This window comes from Streptomyces sp. NPDC003247, assembly GCF_042888135.1.
Classification (GTDB): Bacteria; Actinomycetota; Actinomycetes; order Streptomycetales; family Streptomycetaceae; genus Streptomyces.
Genome location: NZ_JBIAPF010000023.1, coordinates 44,236 through 61,725, shown reverse-complemented (window position 1 = coordinate 61,725; position 17,490 = coordinate 44,236). Strand labels below are relative to the sequence as shown.

Below are 17,490 nucleotides of genomic sequence, written 5' to 3'. Positions count from 1 at the left end.
TGGATGGCCGGCCACATCCACGGCGAGGACGGCTGCACCGGCTGCGACGGCAGCCGCGGCCCGGCCGGACACGACTGGGAAGCCCGGATGCGCACTATCACCGAGATGCAGCCGGACATCACCAAGTGGTTCGACCGCTGCGTGTGGACCGGTGCTGTCAACGACGCCGGTTACACCGTCACCCGCCGCTGACCTGCCGCTCAGGTCTCCTCGAAGCCTCGCTCGAAGCCCTTGAGGACAGAGTTCAGCTCAGCGGTTATCTCGCTTCCTCTACTTGCTGTTGACTCTCCTCTCAAAGAAGCAACTGTCCAGGCCAGGACCACGTCTTGTGAAGCCTCGGCAGCAACAGGCTCATTGCTCAGGGGGCGGGCGGTGGTGGTGTGGTCGTTGATGTCAGTGCGTGCTTCTGATCCGGAGCGGCCTGCCGTTGACGTTCAGGCAAGCGTTTGGACGGCGTAGAGGGCTCCGATTCCCGTGGCGAGGGCTCCGAGTAGAAGTCGGAGGAACCGCTCGGGCAGTTTGGGCTGAAGACGGGCTCCGAGATTGCCTCCGACCAGTCCGCCCAGGCCGCAGGCCAGACCGAGTAGCCAGTGGGGTGCGATGTTGTCGCCTCCGGTGAGGGCCAGCAGCCCGTATGTGCTGGCGCCGACGAGCGAGGTCAGGAAGGTGGAGGCGAGGGCGGCCGGGGCGACCTGGGCAACGGGCATGCCGCGGCCGACCAGAATGGGGCCCAGGATGGAGCCGCCTCCGATGCCGTAGATGCCGCCGACTGTCCCGACCGCCAGGGCCAGGGCGGTGACCGTTCGCGGGGAGGGCTGTTCAGGTGTGTTCGCGCCTGCGGTGCGGGGGTGAATTGTGCGGGCGCACAGCCAGATTCCGAGTGGCAGCAGCAGCACGGCGACCAGGAGCCGGAAGACGGCGGGGCCCGGGACGGCGAAAACCCGGATGGCCGCGCCGAGGACGACCCCTGGCAGGGTGCCCGCGATCAGAAGGCGGGTCAGCGGGCCGTGGAGCATGCCGTCGTGGCGGTAGCGCAGGAGAGCGCCGGGGCCGGCCACGACGTTGAACAGCAGATTCGTTGGTGTGACGGCGGGGCTGGGAACGCCAAGAACGCTCAGTTGGACGGGGAGGAGGAAGACCGCGCCTGAGACCCCCACCGGTGCGGTGATGACCGCGATCAGCACGCCTGCGGCGAAGCCGAGCACCCCCGTTGACCAGTCCATCAGCCCCCCGCTCGATGTGATGTCCTCAGTATCGGCCCAGGGGCGGGCGGCCCGTGTGAGCGGGGGTGGGGTGAGGGGCAGGCGGCTCGGGCTCTTCTTGCCGGGGGAAACGGGTCTCGGAGCTCATCCAGGGAGTCGGGCAGCGACGACGCAGAGCGGGCCGGGAAGCCCTCGAGGCTTCCCGGCCCGCCCGGCGAAGTGTGCCGGTGTCGGCTCAGGCGCTGGTTGCCGCCGTGTAGCGGGCGGTGACGTCTTCCCAGTCGACCAGGTCCCAGAGCTTGGTGACGTAGTCGGGGCGGACGTTCTTGTATTGCAGGTAGTAGGCGTGTTCCCAGGCGTCGAAGACCAGCAGCGGGGTGCTGCCCTGGCCGACGTTGCCGTGGTGGTCGTAGACCTGCTCCACGATCAGGCGCGCCGTAGCGTCCGGTGTCGACCGGCACGGGCTTGCGTGACCTCGTGCCGACCAACTCGGGCTGGCTCATGATGAGTTGCAGGTGCAAGGCCTGCCCGACGCTCGATCCCGGAGCCCGGCCGTGGAGTACACCGGCCGGGCTCTTCCCCTTGCCGGCTTCTTCGGTTCCATGACACCGACCGACCGGTCGACCGCTGCCTTCAGCCCGCCGGTCAAGGCGGGCTCTGCCTCCGGTACCGTTCCGCAACGTGAGCACCCGGCAACAGCCCGCAACGCCGACAGAAAGTTCAACGTTGAATTGCAGGGAAAACGCTGGGAAAAGCGCCCTTGAACCTCACAGGCCGTATATATGGTTTCGGATTGAGTGCAGGATTTAGCGTTCTCGGCATGACCGATAAGCAAGGCGCACAGCACAAGAAGCAGCTGACAAGGCGTAATGTCATGATCGCGGGCGGTGCCGCCGTCGCCGCGGCGGGCGTGGGCTCCGCCCTGACCGCGAGCGGAGCGTTCGCAGACGAACCCCAAGGTGCCAAGGGCGCCGCGAGCGCCGATTCGTCGTCCTCCGAGGAGTGCTACCGGCTCACCTCGGAGACCACCGAGGGCCCGTACTACCTGGACCTCGACATCTTCCGCAGCGATATCACCGAGGGTAAAGAAGGCATTCCTCTTGTCCTCAAACTGAAGGTGGTCGACTCCGACACCTGTAAGCCGATCCCCGACGCGGCCGTCGACATCTGGCACTGTGACGCTCTGGGAATCTACTCGGGTTACGAGTCGATCAGCCAGGACGCCAACAGCGGCTCGAACGCGAGCGCCTCGCCGACCGGAAGCCCGACGGCCATGCCGAGCTTCGACTCCAGTGCCTCGATCCACGAGGAGAACACGGACGACAAGACCTACCTGCGCGGCACCCAGCGCACCGACAAGCACGGCAATGTCGAGTTCCGGACGATCGTGCCGGGCTGGTACTCGGGCCGCTGTGTGCACATCCACACCAAGGTCCACGTGGACGGCAAGTGGAACTCCGACAAGGAGTACGTGGGCGGGCACGTCTGTCACACCGGCCAGTTCTTCCTCGACCAGGACGTCATCGACGCCTCCGACGCGGTCGCTCCGTACTCGGAGAACGAGACGACGATGACCACGCTCGAGGGTGACATCATCTACGACCAGAGCGGCACGCAGGGTGGTCTCCTCGACATCCAGTACGTACGCAAGGGCCAGATCGCCAAGGGGCTCATCGGTTCGATCACGATGGGCGTCGACCCCGACGAGACGAACGACAACGACACCATGGCGTCGATGAACTTCGGCTCGATGCCGTCGGCCTCGGCGTCCGCTTCGTAGACGCGGGCGTCATCCTTCGGTGGCCGGCGTCAGGGGGCCGTGGTACGCAGGAGCAACCGGAATCCATTCGGTTCCGGGCTCCCGCCCGGTCCCCGAACGCTGCGCCCACTCCCTGAGCGGCCTGCCCGAGGTGCGACGACGCCTCGGGCCATGCCCACTGGTCCAGCGGAACCGCCTCCGCGCGCTCCCGCCGGATCAGCCGGAACCGTACTGCGGGGCCCGCCCACGACGGCAGTGGCTCTCCGACAGCCTCCTCCGAGGTCGCGGCATGATGGGAGAGGGCTGTTGGACAGCCCTGTACGACTGCGCCGTCAAGAGGTCGGGGAGCACCGTCTCCGCCCCGTGGACGGCAGAACGGACGGCAGCACCATGACAGAACCGACCGCCGCCCGCGCTCCGCGCCGCATCCTCGTCGTCGAGGACGACCCAGGCATCCGCGCCCTTCTGGAGACGGCACTGCGACTGTCCGGCTACGAGGTGAGCAGCGTGGCCACCGGCCGGGACGCCCTGCTGGAGGCCGAACGATTCGGCCCCGCTCTGCTGGTCCTGGACGTGATGCTGCCCGACCAGGACGGATTCGCCCTCACCCGCACCCTGCGGGCGGCGGGAACGACCACCCCGGTGCTGTTCCTGACCGCCCGCACGGATCTCGACGACCGGCTCGCCGGCCTGCGCGCGGGCGGCGACGACTACGTCGGCAAACCGTTCAGCATCGAAGAGGTCCTCCTGCGGATCGGCGCCGTACTGCGTCGCACGGACCCTGAGGGCTCCGACGACCAGGACGGCGCCGACACGGGCGTACTGCGCTACGCCGACCTGGAACTCGACGAGACCGCACACGTGGTCCGCCGGGCGGGCACCGACATCCTCCTGTCCCCCACCGAGTTCAGGCTGCTCGCCTTCCTGATGGCCAACGCGGGCCGCGTCGTCGGCAAGTCCACGATCCTGGAGCAGGTCTGGGGCTACGGCTTCTCCGGCGACGTCCGTATCATCGAGACGTACGTGAAGTACCTGCGCCGGAAGATCGACACCATCGACCCGCCGCTGATCCACACCGAGCGGGGCGTGGGCTACTGCCTGCGGCTGCCCCGTGACCGCGCCCCCCGGGCCGAAGTGTGAAGCCTCGCACGGTGCGGCCCAGGTCGTTGCGCGGCCGGCTGGTGTGGGGCGCCGCGCTGCTGGCCACGGCCGCGGTGCTGGCCGCGCAGATCATCGGCTTCATCGTGGTGCGCTCCTGGCTGCTGAACCGGATCGACGGACAGCTCGACGACTTCATCCTGCCCGGCCACGCCTATTCCCGGACGGTCGACCCCGCGCCGGAGCTCCCGCCCCACGCGGACTCGGTGACCCTGCCGTCCGACTTCCGGATCATGTTCTACGACACCCAAGGCCGGGAGAGCGGACGGCTGGGCGGCGGCAAGGCGCCCGGACCGGGCCTCCCCTCCTCGATCGACCGGCTCGAGCTGTCACCGGGAAAGCCCGGTACCGTGAGGGCCGCCTCGGGGTCCGGACGGTGGCGGGTGATGATCAAGTCGGGGCCGGACCAGACGTCGTACGTCGTCGCGCTGCCGATGGACATGGTCGACGGGGCCGCCTCCGAACTGCTCTGGCTCAACGCCGTCGTGCTCGCCGTCACGGTGACCGGTCTGGTCGTGCTCGGCCGCTGGGTCGTACGGATCGGGCTGCTCCCTCTGACGCGCATGGAGCAGACCGCACGGGAGATCACGGCCCACGACCTCAACCTGCGGCTGCCGGACACCGATCCGCGCACCGAGACCGGCCGGCTGAGCACCGTGCTGAACACCATGCTGGACCGGCTCCAGAAGGCCCTGCGGGAACGGGAGTCCTCCGAAGCGCGGCTGCGCCGGTTCGTCGCCGACGCGGGGCACGAACTGAGGACACCGCTGACGACGGTCCAGGGATTCGCCGATCTGGCCCTGCGGCACGAGGACTGGCCCGTGTCGGCGCGGCGGGAGGCCGACCGGCTCATCGTCCAGAACGCCGAGCGGATGAGCCTGCTCGTCGACGATCTGCTGCTCCTGGCGAAGCTGGATCAGGAACCCGTGTACGCCGCCGAGCGCGTGGACCTGCTCCTGCTCGCCGCCGACGCAGTGGGTGCCGTGGCCCCGCAGAGCCCGGGGCACGAGATCCGGCTGGAGCCGGTGGGCGGCGGCGAGGACGGGGTGGAGCCGGCCGAGACGGTCGGCGATCCGCACCGGTTGCGGCAGGTGGTCACCAATCTGCTGACCAACGCCGTCACCCACACCCCGCCCGGAACGACCGTACGGGTCCGCGTCGGCACCACACGCGCCACCGCCGAATGCGGCGGACGGGACCGTCCCGGCCGCAGCGCTTCGGGACCGCCCCTGGCCCAAGGCAGCCGGATCTGTGTGGTCGAGGTGATCGACGACGGCCCCGGCATCGGAGCCGAGGCGGCCGGCCGGGTCTTCGAACGCTTCTACCGGGCCGACCCCTCCCGTTCCCGCGAGCGCGGCGGCTCCGGCCTCGGCCTGGCCATCGCGAGCACGATCACCGAGGGCCACGGCGGCCGCCTCGAACTGGAGACCCGGCCGGCGCAGGGCTGCGTGTTCCGCTGCGTCCTGCCCGGCGGTCACTGAAGAGCGCGGAACCGACTCCGGCGCGCCCCGGCCGGCTGCGTTCCGGCACACCGGTCGCGCACATGCCCGGCCCTCCTGATGCGGGGGCCGGGCTTCGAGAGTCCTGTCGAGGTTCCGGTCGGCGAAGGCGGGGGCGCCGGAGACGATCAGTGCGCGATCGGTTCTCCGGAGACGTGCACGATGTCCAGGGCGACGTGGGCGAACTTCCATCCCTGTGGTGTGCGGCGCAGTCCGCAGTGGTACCAGCCGGTGCCGTCGGCGTGCCGGGACGGGTCGGAGGCGTCCAGCACATGGGCGGCCACGAGGTACGACCTGGTGGTCGCCTCGTCCCCGTCGATCTCGACGGCGTGGTGGGTGCTCAGGGGGTCGGCGCTCTCCTGTGGCACGTCCGGCCGGCCCGCCCGCACCTCCTCCACGGAGCGGGGCAGCTGGAAGGGGAGCTGTCCCTCCGGCCGGGCGCGGCCGAAGACCACGTCGAGGAGTGCCGTGTCGTCGGCGCCGAAGGAGGCGAGCAGTGCGGCGCTGCGGTCGGCGATCTCCGGGACGACGGCCGGGCGTTCGAGGTGGATGGCGACGACGGTGGGTACGGCGTCGAGCAGGGCGAGGATCTCCTTGAGGCGGTGCGCGGGGAAGTCCAGGCGGCCGGCGTGGAAGAAGGCTTCGAAGCGGCCGGGCCGGGGGTCGTACGGCGTGCCGAGGCGCAGGACGGCCAGGTCGGCGTCGGCCAGGTCGTGGCTGCCGCCCCGGGGGTGGCGCTTTCCGCCGTGCAGGACGACGGCCCCGTGCGCGACCGCGTCCGCCACGTGTGACTCCACCTTGGCCACGGCGTCGGTGTCGATCAGCGGGCCCTGGTGCACGCCGTCGTCGAAGCCGTCACCGACGACGAGGTCCGCGACCCGCTCGGCGAGCCCGGCGGCGAACGCGTCGTAGACGCCGTCCTGCACGTAGACCCGGTTGGCGCTGATGCACGCCTGCCCGGTGTTGCGGTACTTGGCCGCGAACACCCCCTCCACCGCGACATCGAGGTCCGCGTCGTCGAAGACCAGGACGGGTGCGTTGCCACCCAGCTCCATGGAGGCCTTCTTCACGGTCTGCGCCGACTGCGCGAGCAGCAGCCGGCCGACTTCGGTGGAGCCGGTGAAGGTCAGCTTGCGCACGAGGGGGTGGGCGGTCAGTTCCGGCCCGATGACGCGCGGGTCGCCCGTGACCACGTTGAACACGCCCGTCGGCACACCCGCCCGTTCCGCCAGTTCGGCCAGGGCCACGGGCCCGTCGGGCCCGGAGCTGGGCACTGGCAGTGGTTACGACGCCTGAAGGCCGAGCTGGTGCCCGGCCGGAAGGCCGATACCGTTCCCGTCCCCGACGCCCCCGGCGGGGCTGCCCCCCGCAGACCTCGCTCCGGGCCGCAACTCCTCCGCGCAGGCCGCGAGCTCGGCGCGCAACCACTTGTGGGCGGAGTCGTACGCGAAGAGCGGGTGCCACTGGAAGCTCTGGGTGAACCGCTCGGTCCTGCCCGGCAGGGGAAGCATCCGTATGCCGGCGGCCGTGGCGAGCTTCTCCGCGAGGCGACGCTGTATCAGCCCGATCCGGTCGGTTCCCGCGATGAGGAAGGGCACCGGCATGAAACGTCCTGGGCGGGGGAGTCCCCCTGCGGCACGCTTCTGACCTGCGGTGCCCAGGGGGCCGACGGCTTCGCCCTGGATTGCTGTCAGTTCCCTCCGGACTCTTCCTAGGGTCCGGACCCGGTCGTTACGCTCCGGTGTCACCGATGCCTCGACGACGCGGCCGGAAGGAGACATGCGATGGGCCTGGGAGCGATCGACCTCAATCTCCTGGTGGCGCTGGAAGCCCTCCTCGAGGAGAAGAACGTCACCCACGCGGGCGTCCGGCTGTCCACCAGCCAGTCCGCCATGAGCGGCTCACTGGCCCGGCTGCGGCGCCATTTCAGCGACGAACTGCTGGTGCGTGTGGGCCGCGACTACGAGCTCACACCGCTCGCCGAATCGCTCCTCCCCGTGGTGCGGGCATCGCTCCGCAAGGCGGAGGAGGCCATGTCGCTCACGCGTCGCTTCGATCCCCGGCACAGCCGTCAGCAGTTCTCCGTCGTGATGTCCGACTACGTCATGACGGTGCTCGTGGAGCCGCTGCTGCGGGCCATCGCGCAGGAGGCTCCCGGAGTGCGCATCGACGTGCACCCGATCGTCGACGGACAGATCGAGTCGGAGACGCACCTGCGTGCCCACGACTTGATGGTGACACCGCTGGGTTTCCGGCTCCCGGGAATCCGCGAGGTCGTGATGCGCGACCGGTTCGTGTGCATCGTCGACCCCGACAACCCGCGGCTCGTGGACGGGCGGCTCACCCTGCGCGACCTGGCCGAGATGCCCCACGCCGTGTCCGCCTTCGGGAAGCAGCTCACGCACGCCGACCGTCAGTTGGAGATGTTCGGTGTCATGCCGAAGGTGCAGGTCAGTGCTCCCGGCTTCAGCGTGCTGCCGTTCCTGGTCGGCGGCACGGACCTGGTGGCGCTGGTGCCCGAGCGGCTGGCCCGCCACTACGCGGGCTTCGCGCACTGCGCTGCCGTACCGACGCCGTTCCCGGACGTACCGCTGGTGGAGGCCATGTACTGGCACCAGAACCGGCACTCCGACGCCGCACACCAGTGGCTGCGGGAGACGGTGCGGAGGGTGGGAGCCACGCTGGACGAGCCCCTCGGGCCGGCCGGTCAGGAGATCGCAGGGGCGAGCGCCGGCCATGACGAACGAGTGATTTCCGGCCTGAGCGCAGCCTCCTGATGCGGCCGGGAGTAACACGGCACCCGTGCGCACGAGTCGTCGGCCTTCCGCGCCCGGCCGTGCCGTCCCGGGACGTCGGTGCCCCGTGTGCCGGATACCTGGAGTGACGAGAGCCTTCTGGGTTGCCTGCCCTGACCACCGCCGGGCCACCGGCGGCCGGTCGCCGCTGCTCGTGCGCACGCCCGGCGAACCGGTCCGGGGGCGAGACGCCGACCATCCAGCCGTCACACCGGCGACGTGACGCTCACCGTCACCCAGCAGAGCGTGGTCCCGTTCGACTTCGGCCCCTTCCACCTCGAGCACAGCTTCCGCCAGGCGCTGTACCTCGACGGCACGGGAATCGTGGAGGCAAGGTCCGTGCGGGCCGCGGCCCCGCGGGCGCGGCTGGACGGCGAGGTCCTCGCGGACGTCGAGGTGGTGTCCGCGGGTGACCGCTTCAACGGCGTGTACGTCGCCGGTGGCGCGTACACCGTGCGGAACGCCGTCATCGACTTCGAGGGCGACGGCGGAGACGACTTCGTCGGCTGGGGCGCCGGCATCACCCCGCCCGGCGCGGGCACCACCCTGGTCCTGGAAGAGGACCGTGTCCGCACGCACGGCGCGATCCGCGCCGGCGCTCCCGGCAACGGAGTCGTCGTACAGCTCATGGACAGCGACGACCCGGGCCCGATCGTCGTGGACGGCGCCGCGCGCTGCCAGTGGGCGAGCGCGGCGCGCCCGCGGCGCGGGCCGACGGGCCGGTACTGCTCGGCGGCAAGGTGCGGCAGGGCCGGGCGGGGGCGGGCCGAGACGGCCGGGTGCGGCGAGTTCCTGCCGGAACTCGCCGTGCAGCGGTTCCTGCGCCCAGGCGTCGGCGGCGATGCGGTGCTTGACGAACAAGAGGTGCGACGGCGCGCCTTGGTATGTCAACAGCCGCTCGCGCCAGCCGTGTCGGTGGTCGAGGTCGAAGGCTTCGGCCGCGACGTCCAGCGATCCTGTCCAAGGTGGCGGACGCCACGTCGGCGAGCTCGATGACCGGCAACTGCGGGCGGCCGCGCTCCACGGCCGCCCGCCGCGCCCCGCGGGAGCCGCCGCTCAGGCGCTCTTGGGAGCGAGCACGATGTGGAAGCGCACCGTGCTCCACGGGCCGTCGACGGCCCGTCCGTCCGGGGTCGGGGTACCGGGAGGCTGCCGCGCGAACTCCTTGATCAGCGACTGCTTGACGCCGAAGACGGAGTCGTGCCAGCCGATCGGATCGCCCTCGGGGAAGATGTGCGTCACCAGAGTGCGGGCATCGTCGTGGGTGACCATGAAGTGCAGGTGCGCGGCCCGCAGCGGGGAACGGCCCACCGCGCCGAGCAGTCGCCCGACCGGTCCGTCGTCCGGGATCGGGTACGGCGTCGGGGTGATTCCCCAGAAGCGGTATCCGCCGTTCTCATCGGTGAACAGGTGCCCGCGCGCCGAACGCTTGGCCGCGTCGTACTGCACGTCGTACAGGCCGTCCTCGTCGGCCTCCCACACCTCGATCCGGGCTCCCGCCAGCGGAGTGCCGTCGGTGCGGGTGACCATGCCCTCGACCCAGCACGGCTCGCCCGGCGCGCCGAAGGCGATGTCGCCGCCCAGTTCGACGTGAGGGGCGTCGTCGACGAAGAACGGCCCGAAGACCGTCGCCTCGGTGGCGTCCTGGTATGCCTCGTTGTTGACGTTGATGGTCTGCATCGAGGCTCCGAGGACGTCGGAGAGCAGGATGAACTCCTGGCGCGCCCCATCGGTGATGTCGCCGGCCTCGGTGAGGAACGCGATGGCCGCGCCCCATTCCGCCTCGGTCAGACGGACCTCGCGGATGAAGGAATGCAGGTGCCGGGTGAGAGACCCCATCACCTCCTTCAGACGCGGGTTCCCGCAGGCGTCGAAGGAGGCGACGACCTTCTCCACCAAGGCGCTCTCGACGGCCTCCTGCTCGGGGCTGAGGCCGCGGCCGGTGGGGCGTGCCGGCTCCGGGTTCACATACGTATTCATCGGTCTCCTTCCCAGGCCGCGCGCAGCAGGGCGGTCAGGTTCTCCTCGGTCACGGTTGCCGGGTTGTTTGCGGGCACTGCGGCCAGCACCGGGGCCACGGCCCTGGCGATGCCGTCCTCTGGCATCCCGTAGTCCCGCAGCGCGCGCGGCGCGTCGACGGCCGCCCGCAGCGCCGCGAGTCCTTCGCCGGCGTCGGCGGCGTCGAAGGCCGCCGCGATGCGCCGCTCCGCCTCGGGGGCGGCCGGGGCGTTGAAGGCCAGGACATGGGGCAGGACGACGGCATGGGTCTGCGCGTGCGGTAGGTCGAACATCCCTCCGAGCACGTGGCAGATCTTGTGGTGCAGGCCCGATCCGGCGGACGCGAACGACACCGCCGCGAGGTAGGCGCCGTAGAGGGTCTGCTCGATGCCCCTGGTCGCGCCGCTGTCCGCGGTGACGGCGGGCAGTCCGGCGGCGAGGGCGCGGATGCCCTCCTGCGCCAGAGCCCGGTCGATGGGGTCGGCACGCGGGCCCCACATCGAGTCGACGCAGTGGGCCAGCGCGTTGAGCCCCGAGGCCACGGCGAGCTCGGAGGGGAGCGAGGTGAGCAGCGATGCGTCGTAGACGACGGACCGCGGCAGCACCTTCGCGTCCACGCCGGTGGTCTTGACGCCGTCCTCGGTCAGACCCCAGACGTCGGTGGCCTCCGAGCCGGCGTACGTGGTCGGCACGGCGACGACCGGCAGGCCGGTGGTCAGGGCGACCGCCTTGCCGAGGCCGGTGGTGGAACCCCCGCCCACCGTCACGATGGCGTCCGCCCCGGCCTTCCCGGCCGCTTCCCGGGCGCGTCGGGCCACGTCGACGGGGACGTGCATGACGACCTCCTCGTGCCGCAGCACGACGGGCAGCCGCTCGGCGACCGGGTCCGCCAGGGCGGCTTCGCGGTCGGAGGCGATCAGCATGATCCGGCGGGCGCCGAGCAGGGCGGTCTCGTCGGCGACGGCCTGCGGCGAGCCGCCCGGGGCGAAGACGACTCGTTGCGGCAGCGTGGAGTGGATGAACCTCATGACCTTCCCAGCACCTTCAGGACCGCGTCGCGCAGTGCGCCGGACGGGTCGTCGGGCAGTTCCATGGCACGCCAGGCGACGTGCTTGTCGGGCCGGACCAGCACGGCGCCGGACTCCTCGGTCTCGCGCAGCTTGGCCCAGTCGTAGTACAGATCGGTGATCTCACGGCCGGGGCCTATCACCACCGCCTTCAGCGGCAGCCCGGTCTCGGCGGCCACCGCCTCGGCGGCGGCCGCCCAGGCCTCGCCTGCGACGCCCGTCAGCAGCGTCCACCGCGCGTACGGGGTCAGGTCCATCAGGGCGTATTTGGCGGTGCTGTCGCCGACCCAGGCGTGCGGCAGGTGCGCGCCGGGTGAGGTGGACATGACGTGGTACAGGTCCTCGTCCTCACGCCCGGCCGGGCGCACCGGGCGGGTGCCGTCGGAGACGATCGCGCCGGACTCGTAGAACTGCCCCAGCTCCACGCCGTGGGCGTTGAACTCGTAGTTCTTGGTCTCCATCGCCTTCACCAGGGCCGCCCGCCTGGCGGCGCCCTCGGGGGTGTTGGCCTTGCGTTCCTCGATCGCGGCGGCCATCTCGTCGCCGGAGAGCCCCACGACGCCGAGCGCTTCGAAGATGTCGCCGAACTCGCGTGCCGAGGTGTTGGCGCGGGTCACGATCCGCTTCGCCACCGGGGCCCGTTCGGCGGTGTACGAGTCCAGGAGCGCCGGTCCGGCCTGCCCGCGCAGCACCGCGGCGATCTTCCACGCCAGGTTGTAGGAGTCCTGCACCGAGGTGTTGGAGCCCAGGCCGTTGGACGGCGGATGGCGGTGGACGGCGTCCCCGGCACAGAAGACACGGCCGTTCTGCAGCGTGGTCGCGTACATTTCGTTGACGCCCCACAGGCTGTAGCCGGTGATCTCCGGCTCCAGTTCGGGCATGCCCAGCAGGTCGCGCACGATGCCCTTGGCCATCGCGTCGTCGAGCTTCGGCTCGGGACCGTCGAGGTCGTAGCCCCACACGATCAGCCACTCGTTCCAGGGCCGCACCATGCGCACCAGGCCGGTGCCTATGCCGCCGACGTGCGAGCCGGGCTGGATCACCCAGTAGAGCACCGAGGGGCGGTGGTCCACGAGCGCGGCGAGGTCGGCCTTGAACGTGATGTTCATCGACCCGGCGATGTCCATCCGCCCCTCGTAGGGCAGCTCGATGTCGGCGGCCACCTTGGAGCGGGCGCCGTCGGCACCGATGAGGTACTTCGCGCGGATCTGGTACTCGTGCCCGGTCAGCCGGTCGCGGACGTCGGCGGTCACGCCCTCGGCGTCCTGGGTCAGACGGAGGTATTCGGTGGAGAACCGGGTCTGCGTACCGCGCGCGGTGGCGTTGCGGACCAGGATCGGTTCCAGGTAGGTCTGGGGGATGTCGACCGTCAGGCACGGCGAGGCCAGCCGGTAGTCGGCCTCGCGGTCGGGCCGGGTGCCCCAGGTGTGGATACGGCCGATCTCCTCCCCTGCGATGGATGTGCAGAAGACGGTGTCGCCGACCAGGTCGTGCTCGGTGGCGTCGGCGAGGACCTGGTCCTCGATCCCCATGTCGCGGAAGATCTCCATGGCCCGCTGGTTGGTGATGTGGGCCCGGGGGGTGTTCGCCGTCCACCGGTACTTGGTGATCATGATGTTCGCGATGCCGAGCTCGCTGAGGAACAGCGCGGCCGAGGAACCGGCGGGTCCCGAACCGACGATGAGTACGTCGGTCTCCAGCACCGTCCCCCGTGGGGGTGTCGTGTCGGTCATTCCGTCGTCGAAGACTGCCATGGCTGATCTTTTCTTTCCGTACGGGCAACGATGAAAGGGCGCGTCGAGAATCGGCCGCGCCGGGGGCGAGTCGCGCCGTCCGGGCGCGGTCCGTGCCTCCGGTGCAGGGCAGGAAGGGCGGGAGGGCGGCGGACGGCACCGGGACGGTGGTTCTCCCGCCGGTGCCGTCCGCCACCATGGCCCGGGGTCTACTTCGTCCAGGGCGTCTCGATCTCCACCCCGCGCAGCCGTTCGGGCCAGATGCCCGAACGGCCGGACATCAGGATGCCGTTGGGGTCGAGGGCGTCCTTGATGCGCTCGTTGAACCGGCGCTGGGCGTGGCCGCCGAAGGAGAACTGGGCGGCGACCGTGTCCATCATCGACACATGGGCCCGGTACTCGCCGTAGCCGATCGCGGCGGCCTCGGGGACCGAGCCGCGGCACATCGCGTAGGCGCGCCGGGTGCCGGCCTCGTCGTCCCGGTCGAAGAAGGCGAGGAAGACGTGGATGGCGCTGCGCGGCGTGATCATGAAGGTCGCGGTGTAGTCGACCCCGTTGGCCGCTGCCTGCTCGCGCACCAGGTCGACGATGCGGGCGGAGTCCTCACCGGTCAGCGGCACCACGGACGAGAAGCCGACGTGACCGCCGTTGTCACCGACGAACTTGACCGCCGGCAGCATGTCCATGTTCGGGATACCGGCCTGGACCTGGCCCGACTGGTCGAGCCCGGCGTCGTCCAGCGCGGCCGGGTCGTGCTTCTGCCCGGTCACCGAGATGCCGGGGAGATCCGCGAGTACCGCCTGGACGTGGCCGAACGCCTCGTCGACCTGGGCGTCGCGGCCGTACAGCGCGAAGCGCATCATCCACGCGCCCAGCCCGGTCTTCTGCCGTACCCCTTCCAGAACCTCCTCGGGCATCGGGCCTTCGCCCGCCCAGAACTCCTTGCGCTTGCCGAGCATGGTCATGATCCCGGCGGTGTTGAAGCAGGAGGGGATGTTGGGGATGGTGCCGTCGACCATCAGCGGACGGATCGCGTCGATGAGCGCGGGCAACTGCTCGTCCCGCTCGATTCGGATCATGCAGTTCATGTACGCGTCGGGCCGGGGCATGACCCACAGTCCCATCCGGGTCACGATGCCGTAGTTGGACTGGAGGAACAGGCCCTCCGGGTTGGGTCCGTAACCGGTCCGGTAGACGTGCCAGGACCGGGTGTCCTCCAGACCGCCCATGCCGGTGCGCAGGATTTCGCCGTCGGGCAGGACGACCTCCATGCCGCAGACCGCGCCGTAGTGGTCGCCGTACTTGGTGTAGCCGAAGCCATGGTCGCAGGCGTTGCCGATGACGCTGCCCCAGCCCAGGTCCGGCACGTCGATCATGACCTTTGCGCCGGTCTCCCGCACGTGCTCGTACAGGTCGAAGTAGGACACGCCGGGTTCCACGACGACGTAGCCCAGCTCGTCGTCGACCTTCAGGACGCGGTTCATCCTGCGCAGGTTGACGATGATCGAACCGGAGACGACGGAACCGGAGCCGCCGTAGCCGTTGTTGCGGCCCTGTGAGCCGACCCAGAGCGGGATCTTGTACTTGTTGGCGATGCGGACCACCGCCTGCACCTGCTCGGTGTCGGCGGGCTGGACGGCGGCATGGTTGCGCTGCCCTCCCCAGCTGACCGGCTCGTAGGGGTCGACGAACTCGTCCGCCGCCTCGCCGACGAGGACGGCGTCCTCGCCGAGCGCGGCGCGCAGCTCGGCGACGGCCGCCTCTAGGGCGGCGATGTCCTCGGTGGTCGCGGGGACCGCGGTGGTCTCGGTCATGGCCGGCCTTTCGTCTTCGTCTCGCGAACGGCTGCGATGCGGTCGAGGAGGATGCCGAGGATCTCGGCGTTGTTGAGTTCGGCCATGAAGCCGTGGCCGTTTCCGCTCTGCCCGTGCTCCCAGAGGCGGACCGTGTCGACGGCGCAGCCGGCCTGGGTGAGGTAGGCGGAAAGGTGCTGCTCGAACCAGCGGAACGGGGAGGCCTCCGCCGTGACGAGCACCACCGGGACCCGGGCGATGTTCGCCAGCCGCCGGGCCGGTTCGGCCTGGAGGACCAGCGGGACCGGCCCCGGCACTTCCCGGCGCACCGTGGCGATCTCTGCCGGGCCGGCGGCGGGCGGGTCGTAGGTGACGGGGGCCTGGGTGAGCCCCCAGGACAGCGGCAGGCCGGGGGCGCCCAGGAACGGCGGGCCGAGCGGCTCGCAGGCGACCAGGACCCGCACCAGCTCGGGCCGGGCGTCGGCGACCAGGAAGCCGGCCGGACCGCCCGCCGAGTGGGCGAAGACGACCGCTGGACCGATGTCGTCCAGCAGGGCGGCCAGTGCGCGCTGGTCGAGGCGCTGGGCGAGTCCCTGGTCGGCGAGCAGGGGCCCGAGCCCGGCCAGGAACTGCTGGTTGACCGGGTCGTCGGCGGTGCGTCCGCCGGGCCACCGGGTGTGCAGGCCCGAGGTGGGGTGGCTGCCCTCGCCCTCGGCGGGCGGGTAGAACAGGCCGGCCACAGCCTCGGCGGGCATGGCCGCGCCGAGATCCCCCAGCAGGGCGGGGTCGTAGGGCGAACGCCCGTGGGCGACGCGGTCCACGACGTACACGTGGTAGCCCTGGTCGGCGAGGAGCGGCGCCCAGCCGGGGCGCCCGTCGGGGGTCGCCAGCCAGTCCAGGCCCTGGCCTCCGCCGCCGTGGACGAGGACCACGGGCTCCTCCCCGTTGGGCTGCCCGGGGACCAGGTGCTCGACGTGGACCTGACCCCGGGTCAGGGTGCCGCCGGGTGTGGCGACCGGCTCGCCGCCGTACCAGCGGCTCTCGCGGGTGTGGCTCACAGGGTCACGCCCGCGGGCAGCACCGAGGGGGTCGCGATGGCGCACTGGGCGAGCAGGTTCTCGCGCCGCAGGTCCGGGTCGTCGGCGGTGGCGCGCAGCCCGGCCAGAGCCTGGTCGCGGGCCTCGCCCACGGGGGTGTCGAAGACCAGGCGCTTGAGGCCCGAGGCGGTGGGGGAGACGATGTCCGTCCACACGGTCCTTCGCTTGGCGGCGTACTCGTCCAGCACAGCGTCGGAGGTCAGCCCGCGTACGGTGGCGGCGAGCGCCTCGTACAGCACGAAGGCGTCGAGGAGGCCGCCGGTCAGGCCGAGGCCGCCGACCGGGTTGGTGATGTGTGCGGCATCGCCGGCCAGCAGGATGCGGCCGTGGCGGAAGTCGTCGGCGCACCGCTGGTGCATCCGGTACGGGGCGAACTGGACCAGCTCGTAGTCGCCGCCGAACAGCCCCCGCTCGAAGTGCTTGTGTATCCGCTCCTCCAGGCCCTCGACGGGCAGGTCGGCGGACTCGCGGAAGGTGTAGCGCCACAGGCCGGTGCGGTCGATGCGGGCGATGATCGCGCCCAGCTCGCCGTCGATGCGCCAGTTGGCGCTCGGCAGGCCGTGCGCGGCGAAGTCGTAGTGGATGTTGGTGGAGACGAACCGGTCGGGCCAGGTGAATCCGTCGTACGGCAGCTTGAGCAGCTTCTCGCGGATGGTGCTGGAGGCGCCGTCCGCCGCGACCGCCCAGCGGCCGCGGACGGACTGCGGCCCTTCGGGCCCGGCGCAGGTGACGGTGACGCCCTCGTCGTCCTGGACGACGTCGGTGACCTCGGTCGACCACCGGACCTCGACACCCAGGGCGCTGGTGTGCTCCAGCAGCGTCCGGCCCACGTCGCCCTGCCCCAGTTGCAGCGCGTACGGGTGTGGGAAGTGCCCCACGAGCACGTCGAGGTTCTGCGGGAGGTGCTCGCCTGTGGCGTGGTCGATGAAGTTGATGCCCGGGCCCTCGTGGCCGAGCTTGCGGAGGTCGTCGAGGACGCCGAGCGCCTCGAGGCCCGGCAGCACCGGGTGCAGGTACGCCATCGCACGGGGAGCGGTGTTCAGTTCCCCTGCCTTGTCGAGCACCACCGTGCTCACCCCGGACCGGGCCAGTCCCAGGGCCACGGCCAGGCCGACCGGCCCGGCACCTACGACAATGACGTCAACGTCGGTCATGGCTTTTTCACTTTCGCTTGCGGAATCGCGAAGGCCCCGTGAGACCTCGTGCTGAACGGGGGCGCCTGCGGCTCTCTTCGGGGGCGCCGCACCGGACTGCAGCGCCGGGGAGGAGATCCGGTGGAAGCACTGTGGCTCAGTCCTGCCCCGGTCCTCTCGTCACGCGCCGCCCCGGCCGGGCCGGGGCGGCGCCCCGGCCCGGCGGCTCCGGGGACGGTAGGGCGCGTCCGTGTCC

Annotated in this window: 15 protein-coding genes and 2 pseudogenes; 7 read left to right on the top strand and 10 right to left on the bottom strand. The window is 70.9% G+C overall.

Translation table 11 applies throughout. The features are described from left to right. Window positions 1-192: pseudogene (locus tag ACFYWQ_RS42160) on the top strand (hypothetical protein); the annotation flags it as partial. A gap of 242 nt (window positions 193-434) precedes the next feature. Here the strand turns inward: ACFYWQ_RS42160 and ACFYWQ_RS42155 are convergent. Next, window positions 435-1,223 (bottom strand): TSUP family transporter, encoded by a 789-nt coding sequence (locus ACFYWQ_RS42155; protein ID WP_389525723.1) that lies wholly within the window; start codon window positions 1,221-1,223, stop codon window positions 435-437. Window positions 1,224-1,437: 214 nt separating this feature from the next. Continuing rightward, a pseudogene (locus ACFYWQ_RS42150) lies at window positions 1,438-1,641 on the bottom strand (Fe-Mn family superoxide dismutase); the annotation flags it as partial. A 115-nt stretch (window positions 1,642-1,756) separates the two neighbouring features. Between ACFYWQ_RS42150 and ACFYWQ_RS42145 the strand changes: the two are divergent. The 4 genes from ACFYWQ_RS42145 to ACFYWQ_RS42130 all read left to right on the top strand — a co-directional run bounded on the left by ACFYWQ_RS42145 (window position 1,757) and on the right by ACFYWQ_RS42130 (window position 5,600). Further along, window positions 1,757-1,966 (top strand): hypothetical protein, encoded by a 210-nt coding sequence (locus ACFYWQ_RS42145; RefSeq protein WP_389525720.1) that lies wholly within the window; start codon window positions 1,757-1,759, stop codon window positions 1,964-1,966. A 56-nt stretch (window positions 1,967-2,022) separates the two neighbouring features. Further along, window positions 2,023-2,982 carry an intradiol ring-cleavage dioxygenase gene (locus ACFYWQ_RS42140; RefSeq protein WP_389525717.1) on the top strand — a complete coding sequence of 320 codons (960 nt, stop codon included), beginning with the start codon at window positions 2,023-2,025 and terminating at the stop codon, window positions 2,980-2,982. A gap of 369 nt (window positions 2,983-3,351) precedes the next feature. Continuing rightward, on the top strand, window positions 3,352-4,101 hold the full coding sequence (locus ACFYWQ_RS42135; protein WP_389525714.1) for a response regulator transcription factor: 750 nt from the start codon (window positions 3,352-3,354) through the stop codon (window positions 4,099-4,101). An 11-nt stretch (window positions 4,102-4,112) separates the two neighbouring features. Beyond that, complete coding sequence (locus ACFYWQ_RS42130) at window positions 4,113-5,600, top strand: sensor histidine kinase (protein ID WP_389525712.1); 1,488 nt, start codon at window positions 4,113-4,115, stop codon at window positions 5,598-5,600. A gap of 146 nt (window positions 5,601-5,746) precedes the next feature. On the opposite strand, the gene ACFYWQ_RS42125 is transcribed toward ACFYWQ_RS42130, so the two are convergent. Both ACFYWQ_RS42125 and ACFYWQ_RS42120 read right to left on the bottom strand, forming a co-directional pair. After that, window positions 5,747-6,892, bottom strand: a complete 1,146-nt coding sequence (locus tag ACFYWQ_RS42125; RefSeq protein WP_389525709.1) for an aldehyde dehydrogenase family protein — start codon at window positions 6,890-6,892, stop codon at window positions 5,747-5,749. A 9-nt stretch (window positions 6,893-6,901) separates the two neighbouring features. Continuing rightward, window positions 6,902-7,222 carry a hypothetical protein gene (locus ACFYWQ_RS42120; RefSeq protein WP_389525706.1) on the bottom strand — a complete coding sequence of 107 codons (321 nt, stop codon included), beginning with the start codon at window positions 7,220-7,222 and terminating at the stop codon, window positions 6,902-6,904. Window positions 7,223-7,402: 180 nt separating this feature from the next. Here ACFYWQ_RS42120 and ACFYWQ_RS42115 point away from each other — a divergent pair, with 180 nt between their 5' ends. Further along, window positions 7,403-8,395, top strand: a complete 993-nt coding sequence (locus ACFYWQ_RS42115; protein WP_389525704.1) for a LysR family transcriptional regulator — start codon at window positions 7,403-7,405, stop codon at window positions 8,393-8,395. A 237-nt stretch (window positions 8,396-8,632) separates the two neighbouring features. Then, window positions 8,633-9,409, top strand: coding sequence for a hypothetical protein (locus ACFYWQ_RS42110; RefSeq protein ID WP_389525701.1), 777 nt, complete (start codon window positions 8,633-8,635; stop codon window positions 9,407-9,409). A gap of 60 nt (window positions 9,410-9,469) precedes the next feature. On the opposite strand, the gene ACFYWQ_RS42105 is transcribed toward ACFYWQ_RS42110, so the two are convergent. The 6 genes from ACFYWQ_RS42105 to ACFYWQ_RS42080 form a co-directional block, all read right to left on the bottom strand. After that, on the bottom strand, window positions 9,470-10,393 hold the full coding sequence (locus ACFYWQ_RS42105) for a dioxygenase (RefSeq protein ID WP_389525699.1): 924 nt from the start codon (window positions 10,391-10,393) through the stop codon (window positions 9,470-9,472). Then, complete coding sequence (locus ACFYWQ_RS42100; protein ID WP_389525696.1) at window positions 10,390-11,439, bottom strand: maleylacetate reductase; 1,050 nt, start codon at window positions 11,437-11,439, stop codon at window positions 10,390-10,392. The genes ACFYWQ_RS42105 and ACFYWQ_RS42100 overlap by 4 nt, the downstream gene beginning before the upstream one ends. Beyond that, window positions 11,436-13,232: an FAD-dependent oxidoreductase gene (locus tag ACFYWQ_RS42095; RefSeq protein WP_389525695.1), complete on the bottom strand. Its 1,797-nt coding sequence runs from the start codon at window positions 13,230-13,232 to the stop codon at window positions 11,436-11,438. The genes ACFYWQ_RS42100 and ACFYWQ_RS42095 overlap by 4 nt, the downstream gene beginning before the upstream one ends. Window positions 13,233-13,420: 188 nt before the next feature. Continuing rightward, the gene (locus ACFYWQ_RS42090) at window positions 13,421-15,025 is read right to left on the bottom strand and encodes an FAD-dependent oxidoreductase (protein ID WP_389525692.1); all 1,605 of its coding nucleotides are present in this window, start codon (window positions 15,023-15,025) and stop codon (window positions 13,421-13,423) included. Then, window positions 15,022-16,062: an alpha/beta fold hydrolase gene (locus ACFYWQ_RS42085; protein WP_389525689.1), complete on the bottom strand. Its 1,041-nt coding sequence runs from the start codon at window positions 16,060-16,062 to the stop codon at window positions 15,022-15,024. Before ACFYWQ_RS42085 ends, ACFYWQ_RS42090 begins: the two co-directional genes overlap by 4 nt. Next, a complete protein-coding gene (locus ACFYWQ_RS42080) occupies window positions 16,059-17,255 on the bottom strand; it encodes an FAD-dependent oxidoreductase (RefSeq protein ID WP_389525687.1) in 1,197 nt (398 codons plus the stop codon). Before ACFYWQ_RS42080 ends, ACFYWQ_RS42085 begins: the two co-directional genes overlap by 4 nt. Window positions 17,256-17,490: the final 235 nt, after the last annotated feature.

Excerpts from the sequence above, each read along its gene's own strand:
- ACFYWQ_RS42155 (WP_389525723.1), bottom strand. The coding sequence starts at position 1,223 with ATGGACTGGTCAACGGGGGTGCTCGGCTTCGCCGCAGGCGTGCTGATC.
- ACFYWQ_RS42140 (WP_389525717.1), top strand. The coding sequence starts at position 2,023 with ATGACCGATAAGCAAGGCGCACAGCACAAGAAGCAGCTGACAAGGCGT.
- ACFYWQ_RS42135 (WP_389525714.1), top strand. The coding sequence starts at position 3,352 with ATGACAGAACCGACCGCCGCCCGCGCTCCGCGCCGCATCCTCGTCGTC.
- ACFYWQ_RS42120 (WP_389525706.1), bottom strand. The coding sequence starts at position 7,222 with ATGCCGGTGCCCTTCCTCATCGCGGGAACCGACCGGATCGGGCTGATA.
- ACFYWQ_RS42115 (WP_389525704.1), top strand. The coding sequence starts at position 7,403 with ATGGGCCTGGGAGCGATCGACCTCAATCTCCTGGTGGCGCTGGAAGCC.
- ACFYWQ_RS42105 (WP_389525699.1), bottom strand. The coding sequence starts at position 10,393 with ATGAATACGTATGTGAACCCGGAGCCGGCACGCCCCACCGGCCGCGGC.
- ACFYWQ_RS42100 (WP_389525696.1), bottom strand. The coding sequence starts at position 11,439 with ATGAGGTTCATCCACTCCACGCTGCCGCAACGAGTCGTCTTCGCCCCG.
- ACFYWQ_RS42095 (WP_389525695.1), bottom strand. The coding sequence starts at position 13,232 with ATGGCAGTCTTCGACGACGGAATGACCGACACGACACCCCCACGGGGG.
- ACFYWQ_RS42090 (WP_389525692.1), bottom strand. The coding sequence starts at position 15,025 with ATGACCGAGACCACCGCGGTCCCCGCGACCACCGAGGACATCGCCGCC.
- ACFYWQ_RS42080 (WP_389525687.1), bottom strand. The coding sequence starts at position 17,255 with ATGACCGACGTTGACGTCATTGTCGTAGGTGCCGGGCCGGTCGGCCTG.